The 15755-nt window shown below is 71.9% G+C and carries 14 protein-coding genes; 12 read left to right on the top strand and 2 right to left on the bottom strand.

The window, feature by feature from the left end; translation table 11 throughout:
- The first annotated feature begins 185 nt into the window (after positions 1-185).
- Positions 186-977: an SDR family NAD(P)-dependent oxidoreductase gene (locus DXZ73_RS19185; RefSeq protein ID WP_116212206.1), complete on the top strand. Its 792-nt coding sequence runs from the start codon at positions 186-188 to the stop codon at positions 975-977.
- A gap of 7 nt (positions 978-984) precedes the next feature.
- Here DXZ73_RS19185 and DXZ73_RS19180 read toward each other — a convergent pair whose 3' ends face one another.
- Positions 985-1437 (bottom strand): SRPBCC domain-containing protein, encoded by a 453-nt coding sequence (locus tag DXZ73_RS19180; RefSeq protein ID WP_116212205.1) that lies wholly within the window; start codon positions 1435-1437, stop codon positions 985-987.
- A 157-nt stretch (positions 1438-1594) separates the two neighbouring features.
- Between DXZ73_RS19180 and DXZ73_RS19175 the strand changes: the two genes are divergently transcribed.
- The 11 genes from DXZ73_RS19175 (at position 1595) to DXZ73_RS19125 (ending at position 13686) form a co-directional block, all read left to right on the top strand.
- Complete coding sequence (locus DXZ73_RS19175) at positions 1595-3355, top strand: dolichyl-phosphate-mannose--protein mannosyltransferase (RefSeq protein ID WP_240351410.1); 1761 nt, start codon at positions 1595-1597, stop codon at positions 3353-3355.
- 147 nt (positions 3356-3502) lie between these two features.
- Entirely contained in the window at positions 3503-5119 is a 1617-nt protein-coding gene (locus DXZ73_RS19170) for a penicillin-binding transpeptidase domain-containing protein (RefSeq protein WP_116212204.1), read from the top strand.
- Between the two features lie 302 nt (positions 5120-5421).
- Entirely contained in the window at positions 5422-6273 is an 852-nt protein-coding gene (locus tag DXZ73_RS19165) for a DMT family transporter (protein WP_116212203.1), read from the top strand.
- A gap of 197 nt (positions 6274-6470) precedes the next feature.
- Complete coding sequence (rsmI, locus tag DXZ73_RS19160; RefSeq protein ID WP_116212202.1) at positions 6471-7349, top strand: 16S rRNA (cytidine(1402)-2'-O)-methyltransferase; 879 nt, start codon at positions 6471-6473, stop codon at positions 7347-7349.
- A 161-nt stretch (positions 7350-7510) separates the two neighbouring features.
- On the top strand, positions 7511-7963 hold the full coding sequence (locus tag DXZ73_RS19155; RefSeq protein WP_116212201.1) for a hypothetical protein: 453 nt from the start codon (positions 7511-7513) through the stop codon (positions 7961-7963).
- A gap of 33 nt (positions 7964-7996) precedes the next feature.
- Positions 7997-8914, top strand: coding sequence for a TatD family hydrolase (locus DXZ73_RS19150; protein WP_116212200.1), 918 nt, complete (start codon positions 7997-7999; stop codon positions 8912-8914).
- Between the two features lie 98 nt (positions 8915-9012).
- Positions 9013-10503, top strand: coding sequence for a resuscitation-promoting factor (locus DXZ73_RS19145; protein WP_116212199.1), 1491 nt, complete (start codon positions 9013-9015; stop codon positions 10501-10503).
- Positions 10500-11372, top strand: a complete 873-nt coding sequence (rsmA, locus tag DXZ73_RS19140) for a 16S rRNA (adenine(1518)-N(6)/adenine(1519)-N(6))-dimethyltransferase RsmA (RefSeq protein WP_116212198.1) — start codon at positions 10500-10502, stop codon at positions 11370-11372. The genes DXZ73_RS19145 and rsmA overlap by 4 nt, the downstream gene beginning before the upstream one ends.
- Before the next feature lie 286 nt (positions 11373-11658).
- Positions 11659-12579, top strand: coding sequence for a 4-(cytidine 5'-diphospho)-2-C-methyl-D-erythritol kinase (locus DXZ73_RS19135; RefSeq protein WP_116212197.1), 921 nt, complete (start codon positions 11659-11661; stop codon positions 12577-12579).
- Between the two features lie 109 nt (positions 12580-12688).
- Entirely contained in the window at positions 12689-13498 is an 810-nt protein-coding gene (locus DXZ73_RS19130) for a helix-turn-helix domain-containing protein (protein ID WP_240351756.1), read from the top strand.
- Positions 13495-13686, top strand: a complete 192-nt coding sequence (locus DXZ73_RS19125) for a DUF397 domain-containing protein (RefSeq protein WP_116212196.1) — start codon at positions 13495-13497, stop codon at positions 13684-13686. The genes DXZ73_RS19130 and DXZ73_RS19125 overlap by 4 nt, the downstream gene beginning before the upstream one ends.
- 57 nt (positions 13687-13743) lie before the next feature.
- On the opposite strand, the gene DXZ73_RS19120 is transcribed toward DXZ73_RS19125, so the two are convergent.
- Positions 13744-15540, bottom strand: coding sequence for an ABC-F family ATP-binding cassette domain-containing protein (locus DXZ73_RS19120; protein WP_116212195.1), 1797 nt, complete (start codon positions 15538-15540; stop codon positions 13744-13746).
- Positions 15541-15755 lie beyond the last annotated feature (215 nt).

Here is a 15755-nt window from a genome sequence, read left to right as displayed (position 1 = left end):
CCTCAAACGCCGGACGGGCTGAATTTGCGTACCCGGGCCGCAGAATCAAGGCTACGGTTCGCGAAACCAGCCCGTCCGGCGCTTGAGGACACCGCGCGGAGCGCGGTCCGGGGTCCGGGGCGGAGCCCCGCCCCACCCACCGGGCAGAAGCGATTGCCGAAACCCCGAGCGGGTAGCGATCCCGCATGGCAGCAGCAGCACGTTTTGACGGCTACGCGGCACTGATCACCGGCGCGGGGCAGGGCATAGGCGCGGCCACCGCGCGCCGCCTCGCCGCCGAGGGCGCGCGGGTGCTCGTCACCGACCTGGACGGCGAGCGCGCCGAGGGGACCGCCGCCGCGCTCCGGGCCGACGGTCTGGCGGCCGAGTCCTCCACCTGTGACGTGGGCGACCGGGAAGCGGTCGAGGCGGCCGTCGCCACCGCGGTCGACCGCTTCGGACGGCTCGACGTGCTGGTCAACAACGCCCTGTCCTGCCACCCCGACGAAGCACTCGTCGAGGACTCCTCCGACGAGGAGTGGTTCCGGGACCTCGACATCACCCTGACCGGCGCCTTCCGGTGCGTACGGGCCGCCATGCCGCACCTGGCCGCCGCGGGCGGCCGCGCGTCCGTCGTCAACATCGGCTCCGTCAACGGCGAGCAGGACTTCGGCAACCACGCCTACAGCGCCGCCAAAGCGGGCCTCGCGGGCCTCACCCGCACCCTGGCCGGGCACTGCGCGGCCCGCGGCGTACGGGTCAACCTCATCGCGCCCGGCACCGTCCACACCCCCAAGTGGTCGGGCCGGGAAGAGGCGTTGGAGCGCGCCGCGCCGTACTACCCGCTCGGCCGCGTCGGCCGCCCCGAGGACATCGCGGCCGCGGTGGCCTTCCTCGCCTCCGCCGACGCCTCCTGGATCACGGGCGTGACCCTGCCGGTCGACGGCGGCATCCTCATCGGCAACGCGGGACTGCGCGGCGCCCTGCGCGGGGTGTGAACCAGCGCTACGGCACGAGCCAGGGCTTCTCCGGCAGCGGGCGCCCGGTCTCCAGGAACGTCTTCAGGTTGGACAGCACCGCCGCCCAGCCCCTGGCCGCCGCGTCGCGCTCGGCCTCGTCCGCGAGGTTCTCGTGGGTCACCGTGAGCCGGACGATCTCCCCGTACGGCTCGATCCCGAACGTCACCCGGGACGGCCCGGCCGCGGTCTGCACACCCGGCTCGGCCCACGTCGTCACCAGCCGCTTCGGCGGCACGCTCTCCACGACCGTGCCGACGACGTCGGCGGCGTGCGAGCCGTCGGTGCGCCGGTGCTCCCACGACGAGCCCGGCTCCCAGTCCGACACATTGCTGTGCCCCCAGTACTCGGCGGTCAGGTCCGCGTCGGTGAGCGCCCGCCATACGCTCTCCGGCGCGCTCTCGATGTAGGTGACGTACGTGAAGGCCGGCCTGTCGGTCATGGCGTCCTCCGCTCCTCGTTCCGGCGCGCCTCTCCCAGGGTCTGCCCGATCCGTTCGTGCCGCCACGGCTGTGCGCGGGGCCCCGGAAAAGCGGCTCCGCCCGCGACCCGCGTGCCGTCCCCAGCACTCTCACAGGCCCGTTCCCTACGATGGCGCGGTGACCAGTGACACCGCGACCCAAGCCCCGCAGGGCCAGACGGCAGACGAGCGGCAGCCTCCGTGGCAGCGCAGACTCGGCCTGTTCGGCTATGCGCGGGGGCCGCAGCCGGACGTGCGGGAGCGGCTCGTGCCGTCGTTCCCCGAGCCCGGTACGCGGGTGTGGGTACGGCTCGGCGCGACGCCGGGCCGGGCGCGGCTGCTCGCGCGCTGGTCGGGGTGGACCGGGCCACTGCTCGTCGCCCTGTTCGCCGGGATCATCCGCTTCTGGAACCTGGGCAGCCCCAAGGCGGTGATATTCGACGAGACGTATTACGCGAAGGACGCCTGGGCCCTGTGGAAGTACGGCTACGAGGCGAAGTGGCCGGACAACATCAACGACCAGATCATCGCCGGGCACGACCAGATCGCCGACGCCCCCGGATATGTGGTGCACCCGCCGGTGGGCAAGTGGGTCATCGGCCTCGGCGAGTGGCTGTACGGGCTGAACCCTTTCGGCTGGCGTTTCATGGTCGCCGTGCTCGGCACGCTGTCGGTGCTGATGCTGTGCCGCATCGGACGCAGGCTGTTCCGCTCCACCTTCCTCGGCTGCCTCGCGGGCGCCCTGCTCGCCGTGGACGGCCTGCACTACGTGATGAGCCGCACCTCGCTGCTCGACTCGGTGCTGATGTTCTTCGTGCTCGCGGCGTTCGGCTGCGTCCTGGTGGACCGCGACAAGTCGCGGGCCCGTCTCGCCGCCGCGCTGCCCGTGGACGCGGACGGCATCGCCCGCCCGGACGCGGCCGTCGGCGGCGGGCTCCGGCTCGGGTGGCGGCCGTGGCGGATCGCCGCCGGCGTGTGCCTCGGGCTGGCCTGCGCCACGAAGTGGAACGGCGCCATCTACCTGGCGGCCTTCGGCCTGCTGATCGTGCTCTGGGACATGGGCTCGCGCCGGGTCGCGGGCGCCCGCCACCCCGCCCTCGCGGCCCTCCGGCGCGACACCCCGTGGGCGTTCCTGGCGACCGTACCGGTGGCCCTCGCCGTCTATCTCGCGTCGTGGACCGGCTGGTTCGTCAACAGCGGCACGTACAGCGAGAAGGACGGCTGGCAGCACAGCGGCTTCTACCGGCACTGGGCGGAGACCGGCGGCGGCCACAGCCCGGACGGGTTCCTGGCCGGTATCCTCAACCCGCTGCGCAGCCTCTGGCACTACGAGCACGAGGTGTGGAAGTTCAACACCAACCTCTCCTCGCCGCACACCTACCAGTCCAACCCCTGGAGCTGGCTGGTCCAGGCCCGCCCGGTCTCGTACTTCTACGAGTCCCCGGCGCCCGGCCGGGACGGCTGCCCCAAGGACGCGGCCGACAAGTGCGCGCGCGAGGTGCTCGCGCTGGGCACGCCCCTGCTGTGGTGGGCGGCCTGCTTCGCGCTGCTGTACCTCGTCTACCGGTGGGGGTTCCGGCGCGACTGGCGGGCGGGCGCGGTGCTGTGCGGGGTCGCGGCGGGCTATCTGCCGTGGTTCATGTGGCAGGAACGCACGATCTTCGTCTTCTACGCGGTCGTCTTCGTGCCGTTCCTGTGCCTGGCCCTGGCGATGATGATCGGGGCGATCCTCGGGCCGCCGGGGTCCACCGAGCGGCGCCGGGTGCTCGGCGCGATCGGGGCGGGCACGCTGGTCCTGCTCATCGCCTGGAACTTCGTCTATTTCTTCCCCCTCTACACCGGCCACCCCATCCCCATCGAGGCGTGGCGCAACCGGATGTGGTTCGACACCTGGATCTGACGACACCACAAGTGACGCCCAGTCAGCTCCGGACCGGTGGATTCCGGCCATCCGGGCCCGGCTGTCACCGCTGTCCCGTAAAGTCGCCACCCAGAGGTTTTAATCATCTGATTAAAACCTGGGTGGGGACCTGTAGGGGGCTGGGACATGCACAAGGGAGCGAAGGTCGCGGTAGGGGTCGTGGCCGCGGCACTGGCGGGGGCCGCGGGGCTCGGCGCGTACAACGTCGTGAGCGCGGTCACGGACACGTCCGGCAGTCAGGCCGAGGCGGCGCCCGTGAAGACCGGGCCGCCCACGGACTCCGAGGTCGACAGAACCGCGCGCGACTTCCTCGCGGCATGGGAGTCGGGCGACACGCAGAAGGCCGCGGCCCTGACCGACAACGTCGAGGCGGCCACCACCGCCCTCACCGGCTACCGCGAGAGCGCGCACGTCGAGAAGGTCAGCCTCAGGCCCGGCACCGCGACGGGCGCCAAGGTGCCGTTCTCCGTCACCGCCGAGGTCGTCCACGGCAAGCAGCGCGACACCTGGACCTACGAATCCTCCCTCGGTGTCGTCCGCGGCAAGTCCACCGGGCACGTCCTCGTCGACTGGCAGCCCACCGTCGTCCACCCGCAGCTCGGCCGCGGGGAATCGCTCGCCACGGAAGTGAGCGACGCCCCGCAGATCACCGCGGTCGACCGCGACGGCACGGCGCTCGACGCCAAGGACCACCCCTCGCTCGCGTCCGTACTGCCGGAGCTGCGCAAGCGCTACGGGCTGATGGCCGGCGGCGAACCGGGCGTCGAGGTGCGGGCCGTGGACCCCGCGAGCCCCGGCAAGGCGCCGAGGACCCTCCATGTCGTCTCCAAGGGCAGGCCCGCGCAGCTGCGCACCACGCTGGACGCGGGCGTGCAGCGCGCCGCCGAGGCCGCCGTCGACCGGCAGGCCGACGCCTCCGTCGTCGCCGTGAAGCCCAGCACCGGCGAGATCCTGGCCATCGCCAACTCCAGGAAGACCGAGTTCAACGCCGCGCTCATGGGCCAGACCCCGCCCGGCTCCACGATGAAGATCGTCACCTCGGCGATGCTCCTGGAGCAGGGCAGGGCGAGCTTGAACAAGCCGGTGCCGTGCCCGAAGTACGCCACCTACGGCATGAGGTTCCACAACGTCGAGGAGAGCGAGAACACCGGCGCCACCTTCGCCCAGGACTTCGCCGCCTCCTGCAACACCGCCTTCGTCTCCCTCGCCGGTGAGGTCCCCGACGGCGCGCTCACCGCCGAGGCCAGGGACGTCTTCGGCATCGGCCAGGAGTGGAAGACCGGCCTCCCGACCTTCGACGGCAGCGTCCCCGCCGACGCCGACTCCGGCAAGGCCGCCGCGATGATCGGCCAGGGCCGGGTCCAGATGTCGCCCCTGAACATGGCCTCCGTCGCCGCGACCGTACGCGCCGGGACCTTCCACCAGCCCTACGTCGTCGCCCCCTCCCTCGACAACCGCAAGCTCGCGGAGGCGTCCCGCCCGCTGCCCGCCGCGGTCGCCCAGCAGCTGCGCTCGATGATGCGGCTCACCGCCGTCTCCGGCACGGCGAGCCGGGCGATGTCCGGCCTCGGCGGCGACATCGGCGCGAAGACGGGCTCGGCGGAAATCGACAACCAGGCCAAGCCGAATGGGTGGTTCACGGCTTATCGAGGTGATGTGGCGGCAGCTGCGGTCGTCCCGCAGGGCGGGCACGGGGGCGACTCGGCGGGGCCGATCGTGGCGGCGGTGCTTCGGGCTGGGTGAGGCGCTTTCCGCTGGGTGCGGTTCGCCTGTCGGGTGCGGGTTTGTTGCGCCTGCGGCGGAGCGCCCTGCGGGCGCGTCCTCAATCTCCCCCAGCTACCGCTGGGAGGTGCCCCCACGGGCTGGATTTGCGCACCCCCGGGGGTCTGGGGGCGGAGCCCCCAGTTTCGGGAAGGGGCGGGGCTGGGGAAAAAGCCGCCGCAGGCGGCAACGGATCCGCACCCGAAGGGTGACCCGTACAACAGCGCCGCCCCAACACGCGCCGCTAACGTCACCACCATGAACCCCCCGTCCAACACGCCCGCATGACCCCGGTCGTCGCAGCCGCCGTCCTCATCGCCGCTGTCACCCACGCCAGTTGGAACGCCATCGCCCACGGCATCAGGGACCAGTTGCTCGCCTTCACGCTCGTGGGCGGCGGTGGTGCGGTCTGCGGGCTCGTCCTGCTGCCGTTCGCACCGGCGCCCGCCGGGGGCGCGTGGCCGTACCTCGCCGCCTCGGCCGTGCTGCACGTCGTCTATCAACTGCTTCTCATGCGGTCCTTCACGCTCGGCGACTTCGGCCAGATGTACCCGATCGCCCGCGGCAGCGCGCCGCTCGCCGTCACCGTGCTCGCGGCCGCCTTCGCCGGCGAGGTGCCGAACGGATGGCAGCTCGCCGGGGTCGCCGTCGCCTCGGCCGGTCTGGTCGGCGTCGCCCTGTGGGGCATCCGCGGCAGCGGTACGAGTACGAGACCGCACTGGCCGGCGATCACCGCGGCGCTCGCCACGGGCCTCGCGATCGCCTCGTACACGGTCGTCGACGGCCTCGGCGTCCGCGCGTCCGGCTCGCCGCTGGGCTACATCGCCTGGCTGATGATCCTCGAAGGGCTCGCGATCCCCGCGTACGCGCTGTCCGTCCGCCGGGACCTGCCCACCGCGCTCCGCCCTTACGCGGTACGGGGGTTGCTGGGCGGCCTGCTGTCCGTCTTCGCGTACGGCCTGGTGCTCTGGGCCCAGACCCGCGCGGAGCTCGCCCCCATCGCCGCCCTCCGCGAGTCCTCGATCATCGTGGGCGCGGCGATCGGCGCGGTGGTCCTGAAGGAACGCTTCGGAGGCCCGCGGATCGCCGCGGCGGGCTTGATGGTGGTTGGCATCGGCTTGATGCTCACGGGGTGACGGGCGGGTTGAACGGGCTGCGGTTCGAGAGTTCCAGCCCGTCCGGCGATTGAGGACGCGCCCGAAGGGCGCTCCCGCCGCAGGCGGCGGACCGGCCCGCGGCCGGGGTCCGGGGCGGAGCTCCTCTCGGGCGCCCCGGAACAACCCCCGTCCGGCGGGAGGACGAGACGCGGCCGCGACCCTGAGAGGATGGAGCAGTGACCGGAACGCTCGTACTCGCAGGTACCCCCATCGGTGACGTCGCGGACGCACCTCCCCGGCTCGCCACAGAGCTCGCCGCCGCCGAGGTGATCGCCGCCGAGGACACCCGGCGGCTGCGCCGTCTCACCCAGGCGCTCGGCGTGCACACCACCGGCCGGGTGGTGTCGTACTTCGAGGGCAACGAGTCGGCCCGTACGCCCGAGCTCGTCGAGGCGCTGGTCGGTGGCGCGCGGGTGCTGCTGGTCACCGACGCGGGCATGCCCTCCGTCTCCGACCCCGGCTACCGCCTGGTCGCCGCCGCCGTGGAGAAGGACATCAAGGTCACGGCCGTGCCGGGCCCCTCCGCGGTGCTGACGGCGCTCGCGGTGAGCGGCCTGCCGGTGGACCGGTTCTGCTTCGAGGGGTTCCTGCCCCGCAAGGCGGGCGAGCGGCTCGGCCGTCTGCGCGAGGTCGCGGACGAGCGCCGGACGCTGGTCTACTTCGAGGCGCCGCACCGGCTGGACGACACCCTCGCCGCCATGGCCGAGGTGCTGGGCGCGGACCGCCGGGCCGCGGTCTGCCGCGAGCTGACCAAGACCTACGAAGAGGTCAAGCGCGGCCCCCTGAAGGAGCTGGCCGCCTGGGCGGCCGAGGGCGTGCGCGGCGAGATCACCATCGTGGTGGAGGGCGCTGCCGAGCCCGGCCCGCAGGATCTGGACGCCACCGAGCTCGTGCGCAGGGTGCGGGTGCGGGAGGAGGCGGGGGAGCGCCGCAAGGAAGCCATCGCGGCCGTGGCCGCGGAAGCAGGCCTACCCAAAAGAGATGTGTTCGATGCCGTCGTAGCGGCAAAAAACGCCGCCCAGCAGGGCCCATCAGAGGGTAAAGGGCTATCGTGAAAAGCAAAGCTTAGGCCTCGCTGCCAGGCACTTTGGACAGTGCGCCGCCAAGTTTGCCCCAATTCGGGACAGGCCTGGTGCGTCTTCGCCGGGAAGGGCGTTCCCTGTACGTGGGACGTCCGATCCCGGAGAGACTTGTCCTCAGGACAAGAGGAGCTGCCATGAGCGAGATCGCAGGAACCTCGAGCGGTGTCCGGCCGATAGCCACCCGGCCCCCGGTGCCCGCGGAGGGCACATCCGAGCCCGCGCACGAGTCGTACGCCTTCGCGTGCATGCGCTGCGGACACGGCTGGGAGCAGTCGTACGAGATCCAGCACCACACGGACGCCGACGGTCGGCCCTTCGTGATCTATTACGCGGACGGGCAGCGCGTGCCGTCCCCGCTGACCAACCCCACCTGCGAGAACTGCGGCGAGCACGTCGTGCGCATCATGCGGTCCGGCCGGGTCTCCCAGATCGCCGAGGTGCTGCACCGGCCCGCCAACTCGGCCGTGCCCGTCACCGCCAAGGCCCCCGCGGCCGCGCCCGCCGAGCCCGGCGACGAGACCCCGGAGCACGCCGAGCACCACTGGCACCTGTCGGACCTGCTGCACCCCTTCCACCACCGGAAGTGAGCCCGGTCCGCCGCGATCTCTAGAATCGCGTGCATGGCGGCGACAGCATCGAACAGCGGCAACTCCGGCGGCAAGCGGAACCAGAACGACAAGGACGTCCCTCCGCCGCTCCCGGAGCCGCTGGCGGTGCCCGTGGCCGACTCCCACACCCATCTGGACATGCAGGGCGACTCCGTCGAGGACGCCTTGGCGAAGGCCGCGTCCGTCGGTGTGACCACGGTGATCCAGGTGGGCTGCGACGTGGCGGGCTCCACGTGGGCGGCCGAGACCGCCGCCGCTCATGACGCCGTCTGGGCCGCGGTGGCCCTGCACCCCAACGAAGCCCCCCGCATCGTGCTCGGCGACCCCGACGGCTGGTCCCGGCAGGGCGCCCGCGAGCCCGGTGGCGACGCCGCCCTGGACGCGGCCCTGGAGCGCATAGACGCGCTGGCCGCGCTGCCGCACGTCCGCGGCGTGGGCGAGACCGGCCTCGACTACTTCCGCACCGGCCCGGAGGGCATGGCCGCCCAGGAGCGCTCCTTCCGCCGCCACATCGACATCGCCAAGCGCCACGGCAAGGCCCTGGTCATCCACGACCGCGAGGCCCACGCCGACGTCCTGCGGGTCCTCGAGGAGGAGGGCGCGCCCGGGACGGTCGTCTTCCACTGCTACTCCGGCGACGCCGAGATGGCCAAGGTCTGCGCCGAGGCGGGCTACTACCTGTCGTTCGCCGGGAACGTCACCTTCAAGAACGCCCAGCACCTGCGCGACGCACTCGCCGTGGCCCCCCTCGACCGGATCCTGGTGGAGACCGACGCGCCGTTCCTGACCCCGATGCCGTATCGCGGACGGCCCAATGCGCCGTACCTCATTCCGGTCACTTTGCGCGCGATGGCCGGCTACCGCGGCATCGCGGAGGACGCCCTGGCCACGGCGGTCGCCGAGAACACCGCAAGGGTGTTCGGTTACTGACGCATGAGTGTGCGACACAGTGTGACAATCTGACTTTGGAGAGTGACGCTCCCTCCGCTACAGTCCCGGGCCGATAGCTCGACCCAGGGGAGTGTCGCGTGACTCATGCACCGGGCAGCCCCCGTGCCGCACTCCGCGGTGCGGCGGAAGCACCGCTTTTCGACCTGTACGACCCGTACGAGCCCGCCGTGCCGTACGGGACCTACACCCCGTACGGGCCCTTCGACGAGCCCACCGACCACTACGGGATATACGACCCCCCGGTCACCGGCCCCTACGACCCCTTCCTGCCCGAGCCCCGGGAGGCCGGGCCGTACGAGCCGCAGGACCTCCAGGAGCTGCCGCACCTGCCCCGCCAGCCCCTGGCCCCGGAGGCACCCGCCGGGCCCGCCGCCGATCCGGACGTCCCGGGCGGCCCCGAAGGCCCGGAGCCGCCCCGCGGCGACCGCGCCGCCGCCCGCCGGGCCGCCGGGCGGCGCAAGCGGACCGGCGAACGCCCCGACGCCCTGCGCCGCCTGCTGCCCCAGGCCCTCGTCGTGGCCTTCCTCGCCGGAGGCACGTCCTCCTTCGTCGCGGCCGACAAGACCATCCGCCTGGACGTCGAGGGCAGCACCCGCACCCTGCACACCTTCGCCGACGACGTCGACGAGCTCCTCGCCGACCAGCACGTCGCCCTCGGCGCACACGACGCCGTCACCCCGGGGCACCACCACGACCTCGCCGCGGGCGACGAGATCACCGTCCGCTACGGACGCCCCGTCGCCCTCACCCTCGACGGCCGGCACCACCAGGTGTGGACCACCGCCCGCACCGTCGACGACGCCCTCCGCGAGCTCGGCGTCCGGGCCGAGGGCGCGTACCTCTCCACCGCCCGCACCGCCCCCATCTCCCGCCACGGCCTCGACCTCGACGTGCGCACCGAGCGCACCGTCACCTTCATGGCCGACGGCCGCGAACGCACCATCCGCACCAACGCCGCCACCGTCCACGAGGCCGTCGAAGCGGCGGGCATCAGCCTGCACGGCCAGGACACCACCTCCGTCGACCCCGACAGCTTCCCCCGCGAGGGCCAGACGATCTCCGTCATGCGGATCACCGGCAGCGAGGAGGTCCGCGAGACCCCCATCGACTTCGACACCGAGCGCCACGAGGACCCCACGCTCTACAAGGGCACCGAGGTCGTCAGCCAGCGCGGCGAGAAGGGCGTCGAGCGCACCACGTACGCGCTGCGCATCGTCAACGGCGTCAAGCAGAAGCCCAAGAAGATCGCCGCCGAGACCGTCCGCGAACCCCGCACCGAGATCGTCAAGGTCGGCACCAAGCCCCGCCCCACCGGCGTCCAGGGCGCCGAGGGCCTGAACTGGCACGGGCTCGCCCAGTGCGAGGCCGGCGGGCGGCCCGGCGCCGTGGACCCGTCCGGCACCTACGGCGGCCTCTACCAGTTCGACGTCCACACCTGGCAGTCACTCGGCGGCGCCGGCCGGCCCCAGGACGCGCCCGCCTCCGAGCAGACCTTCCGGGCCAAGAAGCTGTACGTCTCCCGGGGGGCGAGCCCGTGGCCCGTGTGCGGCCGTAAACTTCACGGGTGAGCTCCAGCCCCAGCACAGACGATTCCGGCGCCCTGCTCGGCCCCGCAGACATCCGCGAGCTGGCCGCAGCCTTGGGGGTACGCCCCACCAAGCAGCGCGGCCAGAACTTTGTGATCGACGCCAACACGGTCCGGCGCATCGTCCGCACCGCCGAGGTGCGGCCCGACGACGTCGTCGTCGAGGTCGGACCCGGGCTCGGGTCGCTGACCCTCGCCCTGCTGGAGGCCGCCGACCGGGTCACCGCCGTGGAGATCGACGACGTGCTCGCCGCCGCCCTCCCGGCGACCATCGCCGCCCGGCTGCCCGCCCGCGCCGACCGCTTCGCACTCGTGCACAGCGACGCCATGCAGGTCACCGAGCTGCCCGGCCCCGCGCCCACCGCGCTCGTCGCCAACCTGCCGTACAACGTCGCCGTCCCCGTCCTGCTGCACATGCTGGCGCGGTTCCCCAGCATCGAGCGCACCCTCGTCATGGTCCAGGCCGAGGTCGCCGACCGCCTCGCCGCTGCCCCCGGCTCCAAGGTCTACGGCGTCCCCTCCGTCAAGGCCGCCTGGTACGCCCACGTCAAGCGCGCCGGCTCCATCGGCCGCAACGTCTTCTGGCCCGCGCCGAATGTCGACTCGGGGCTCGTCTCGCTGGTGCGGCGCGCGTCGCCGATCGAGACGACGGCGACGCGCGAAGAGGTCTTCGCGGTGGTCGACGCGGCGTTCGCACAGCGGCGCAAGACGCTTCGGGCGGCTCTGTCCGGCTGGGCGGGGTCCGCTGCCGCGGCGGAGGCGGCGCTGGTTGCCGCGGGGATTTCGCCGCAGGCGCGCGGCGAGGCGCTGACGGTGGACGAGTTCGTGGCGATCGCGGAACACAAGCAGTAGCCCGTTGCCGCCTGCGGCGGGCTTGTTCCCCACCCCGCCCCTTCCCGAACTGGGGCTCTGCCCCAGACCCCGAAGCACGCTTCGCGCGCTGTCCTCAAACGCCGGACGGGCTGGATTCGCTGGCTACGGTCCGCGAAATCAGCCCGTCCGGCGTTTGAGGACGCGCCCGCAGGGCGCTGGGGGTCCGGGGTCTCCCCGGTTTCGGGAAGGGGCGGGGCTGGGGAAAGAGACCTGCCCACCCACCGTCGTACCATCACCAACCCAACGACCCGAGGAGCCAGCCGAAGTGACCGCGTCCGTCACCGTCCGCGTACCCGCGAAGGTCAACGTCCAGCTCGCCGTGGGCGGCGTGCGCCCGGACGGATTCCACGACCTCGCCAACGTCTTCCTCGCCGTCGGCCTGCACGACGAGATCACCGTCACCGAGGCCGACGAGCTCACGATCACCTGCGCGGGACCGGACGCGGCGCAAGTTCCCCTCGACGCCACCAACCTCGCGGCGCGCGCGGCGCTCGCCCTGGGCGCGCGCCACGGCCGCGAGCCCAGGGTGCACATCCACATCGCGAAGGACATCCCCGTCGCGGGCGGCATGGCGGGCGGCAGTGCCGACGGCGCGGGCGCGCTGCTGGCCTGCGACGCGTTGTGGGGCACGGGCGCGTCCCGCGAGGAACTGCTCGACATCTGCGCGGAGCTGGGCAGCGACGTGCCGTTCAGCCTGGTCGGCGGGGCGGCGCTCGGCCGCGGCCGGGGCGAGATCCTCACGCCCCTCCCCGTCGGCGGCACCTTCCACTGGGTCTTCGCCGTCGCCGACGGCGGGCTCTCCACGCCGGCCGTCTACGCCGAGTGCGACCGCCTGAGGATCGCCTCCGGCACGGGCGCCACGTCGGCCGACGTGCCCGACCCCGAGCCGTCGCCCGCCCTCCTCGAGGCCCTCCGCACCGGCGACCCGGCGGCCCTCGCCGCCTCCGTCTCCAACGACCTCCAGGCCGCGGCGGTCTCCCTCCGCCCCTCCCTGACCGCGACGCTGTCGGCGGGTACGGAAGCAGGCGCGCTGGCCGCGATGGTCTCCGGCTCGGGCCCGACGACGGCATTCCTGGTACAGGACGCCGAATCCGCGGAGAAGGTCGCCGCCGCCCTGCGAGCGTCCGGCACGTGCCGCGCGGTACGCGTCACTTCGGGCCCGGTGGCGGGGGCGACCGTGCTGTAACCCCGTTCACCCGTGCGGGGAGAATTCCTTCGAATTGGTCTTGTATGCGGCTTGCCCGGCCTAGCCTCCGTTGGTACCGACAGAGGTACGAAGGGGCAAGGGCGCCGTGATGGGCGAACTCTCCCAGCCGCCGATGGCGTGGCGGCTGTCCGGAAACCAGGTCAAGCTGTGGCGCACCGAAGCGAACGTCTCTCGCGAGGAGCTCGCGGAAGAGGCGGGGTACGGTCCGGAAACCATCAAGTCCATGGAGCAGGGGAGGCGGCGGCCGACCCAGCATCTCCTTGAGATCGCCGACGAAATGTGCGGCGCGAAGGGGAAGTTGGCGGCGGTGCATCCATATCTGGAGCCGGACCGGTTCGTCAGCAGGGTGCGCGAGTACATGAGTATCGAGGCCGAAGCGATCGCCCAGCACTGGTATGACGTGCTGCTCATTCCCGGTCTGTTGCAGACCGAGGAGTACGCGCGCGTGCTCATGGCCAGCCACTGCCCGCCCGTGGACGATGACACGGTCGAGGCGCGAGTGCTCGGCCGGGTGCAGCGTGGAGAACTGCTGAGGAAGCCGACCACGCTGTTCAGCTTCGTGATCCACGAGGTTGCCTTGAGGGGGCTCGTGGGCGGGCCGAAGGTGATGAAGGGGCAGCTCAACCGCCTCCTGGAATTGGGCGAGTTGCGCAACGTATCCATCCAGGTGTTGCCCCTCGGCCAAGGTGCCGGTCCCGCGGTCGGCGGCTCGTTCTCTGTGCTGGAGGTCCCTGATCACAGGTGCTACGGCTATCAAGAGGCGCAGGGCATGAGCATGTTGTATACGGATCTGGAGAAGGTGGGCGAGCTCGTGAAGCGCCATTCCATGATCCGCATGCGCGCGCTCGACGCCGAAGGTTCAGCCCAACTCGTCAGAAGGGTGGCAGAAGAACTGTGAGCAGCGAACCGGCATGGTCCAAGTCCAGCTACAGCCAGACCGAGGGCGATCAGTGCGTTGAAGTCGCCGCCCTCTCCCACGCCGTCCATATACGTGACTCCAAGCGCAAGGACGGCCCCAGAATCACCATAGGCGCCCGCGCCTGGGAAGCCTTCATCACCTACGCCGCCACCGCAGCCGGAGGGTAGGCCGCCGCCCCGGTATGGGTGCGGACCCGCACCCATACCGGGAACTCCGGCAAGACGCTACGCGTCCTCCGCCAATTCCAGCCAGCGCAGCTCGAGTTCGTCACGCTCGCCCGCCAGCTCGCGCAGCTCCGCGTCCAGCTTCGCCACCGCCGAGAAGTCCGTCGCCTGCTCCGCGATCTTCGCGTGCAGCTTCGTCTCCTGGTCGCTGATGCGGTCGAGGCGGCGCTCGATCTTCTGGAGCTCCTTCTTCGCCGCGCGGGAGTCGCCGGCCGACGAGACCTTCTGGGGCACCGGAGCGGCAGCGGGAACCGCAGCCTCGATGACCCGCTGCCGCCGCTCGAGGTATTCGTCGAGGCCGCGCGGCAGCATCCGCAGTGCCTGGTCGCCGAGCAGCGCGTAGACGCGGTCGGTGGTGCGCTCGATGAAGTAGCGGTCGTGGCTGATGACGACCATGGAGCCCGGCCAGCCGTCGAGGAGGTCCTCGAGCTGGGTCAGCGTCTCGATGTCGAGGTCGTTGGTGGGCTCGTCGAGGAAGAGGACGTTGGGCTCGTCCATCAGCAGGCGCAGGATCTGGAGGCGGCGGCGCTCACCGCCGGAGAGGTCGCCGACGGGCGTCCACTGCTTCTCCTTGGTGAAGCCGAACTTCTCGCACAGCTGCCCGGCCGTCATCTCCCGGCCCTTGCCGAGGTCGACCCGGTCCCGCACCTGCTGGACGGCCTCCAGGACCCGCTTGGCGGGGTCGAGTTCGCCGACCTCCTGCGAGAGGTAGGCGAGCTTCACCGTCTTGCCGACGACGATCTTCCCGGCCGCGGGCTGCCGCTCGCCCTGCGTACGGGCCGCCTCGGCGAGCGCGCGCAGCAGCGAGGTCTTGCCCGCGCCGTTGACGCCGACGAGACCGATGCGGTCGCCGGGGCCGAGCTGCCAGGTCAGGTGCTTGATCAGCTCCTTGGGCCCGGCGTGCACGGAGACGTTCTCCAGCTCGAAGACGGTCTTGCCGAGCCGGGAGTTCGCGAACTTCATCAGCTCGGCGGTGTCGCGCGGCGGCGGCACGTCGGCGATCAGCTCGTTGGCCGCCTCGATGCGGAACCGCGGCTTGCTCGTACGCGCCGGGGCACCGCGCCGCAGCCAGGCGAGCTCCTTGCGCATCAGGTTCTGCCGCTTGGTCTCCTCGGTCGCGGCGATCCGCTCGCGCTCGGCCCGGGCGAAGACGTAGTCGCTGTAGCCGCCCTCGTAGTCGTGGACGTCACCGCGCTGCACGTCCCACATGCGGGTGCAGACCTGGTCGAGGAACCAGCGGTCGTGGGTGACGCACACCAGCGCCGAGCGGCGGGCCCGCAGGTGGGAGGCCAGCCAGGAGATGCCCTCGACGTCGAGGTGGTTGGTGGGCTCGTCGAGGACGATCATGTCCTGCTCGGCGATCAGCAGCTTCGCGAGCGCGATCCGGCGCCGCTCACCACCGGAGAGCGGGCCGATGACGGTGTCCAGGCCCTGCTCGAAGCCGGGCAGGTCCAGCCCGCCGAACAGCCCCGTGAGCACGTCGCGGATCTTGGCGTTGCCCGCCCACTCGTGATCGGCCATGTCGCCGATCACCTCGTGCCGGACGGTGGCCTTCGGGTCGAGGGAGTCGTGCTGCGTGAGCACGCCGAGGCGCAGGTGTCCCGCGTGGGTGACACGGCCCTTGTCGGCGGTCTCCAGCTTGGCGAGGATGCGGATGAGCGTGGTCTTGCCGTCGCCGTTGCGGCCGACGACGCCGATCCGGTCACCCTCGTTGACACCGAGGGAGACGCCGTCGAGGAGTGCACGGGTGCCGTACACCTTTTCGACGGCTTCCAGATTGACGAGGTTGGTGGCCATTCCGCTCCTTGCTGAGTGGGTCTCCTCCCAGGATCCCATGCCGGTCGTTACGGCCGATCGGGTGCGGGTCCGTTGCCGCCTGCGGCGGGAGCGGCCTGCGGCCGCGTCCTCAATCGCCGGACGGGCTGAAATCAGCCCGTCCGGCGATTGAGGACAAGCGGCGCAGCCGCTTTGGGGGGCCGGGGTCTCCCCGGTTTCGGGAAGGGGCGGGGCTG

The sequence above is a fragment of the Streptoverticillium olivoreticuli subsp. olivoreticuli genome, from assembly GCF_003391135.1.
Taxonomy (GTDB): Bacteria; Actinomycetota; Actinomycetes; order Streptomycetales; family Streptomycetaceae; genus Streptomyces; species Streptomyces blastmyceticus.
This window is presented reverse-complemented; position numbering and strand designations above follow the sequence as displayed.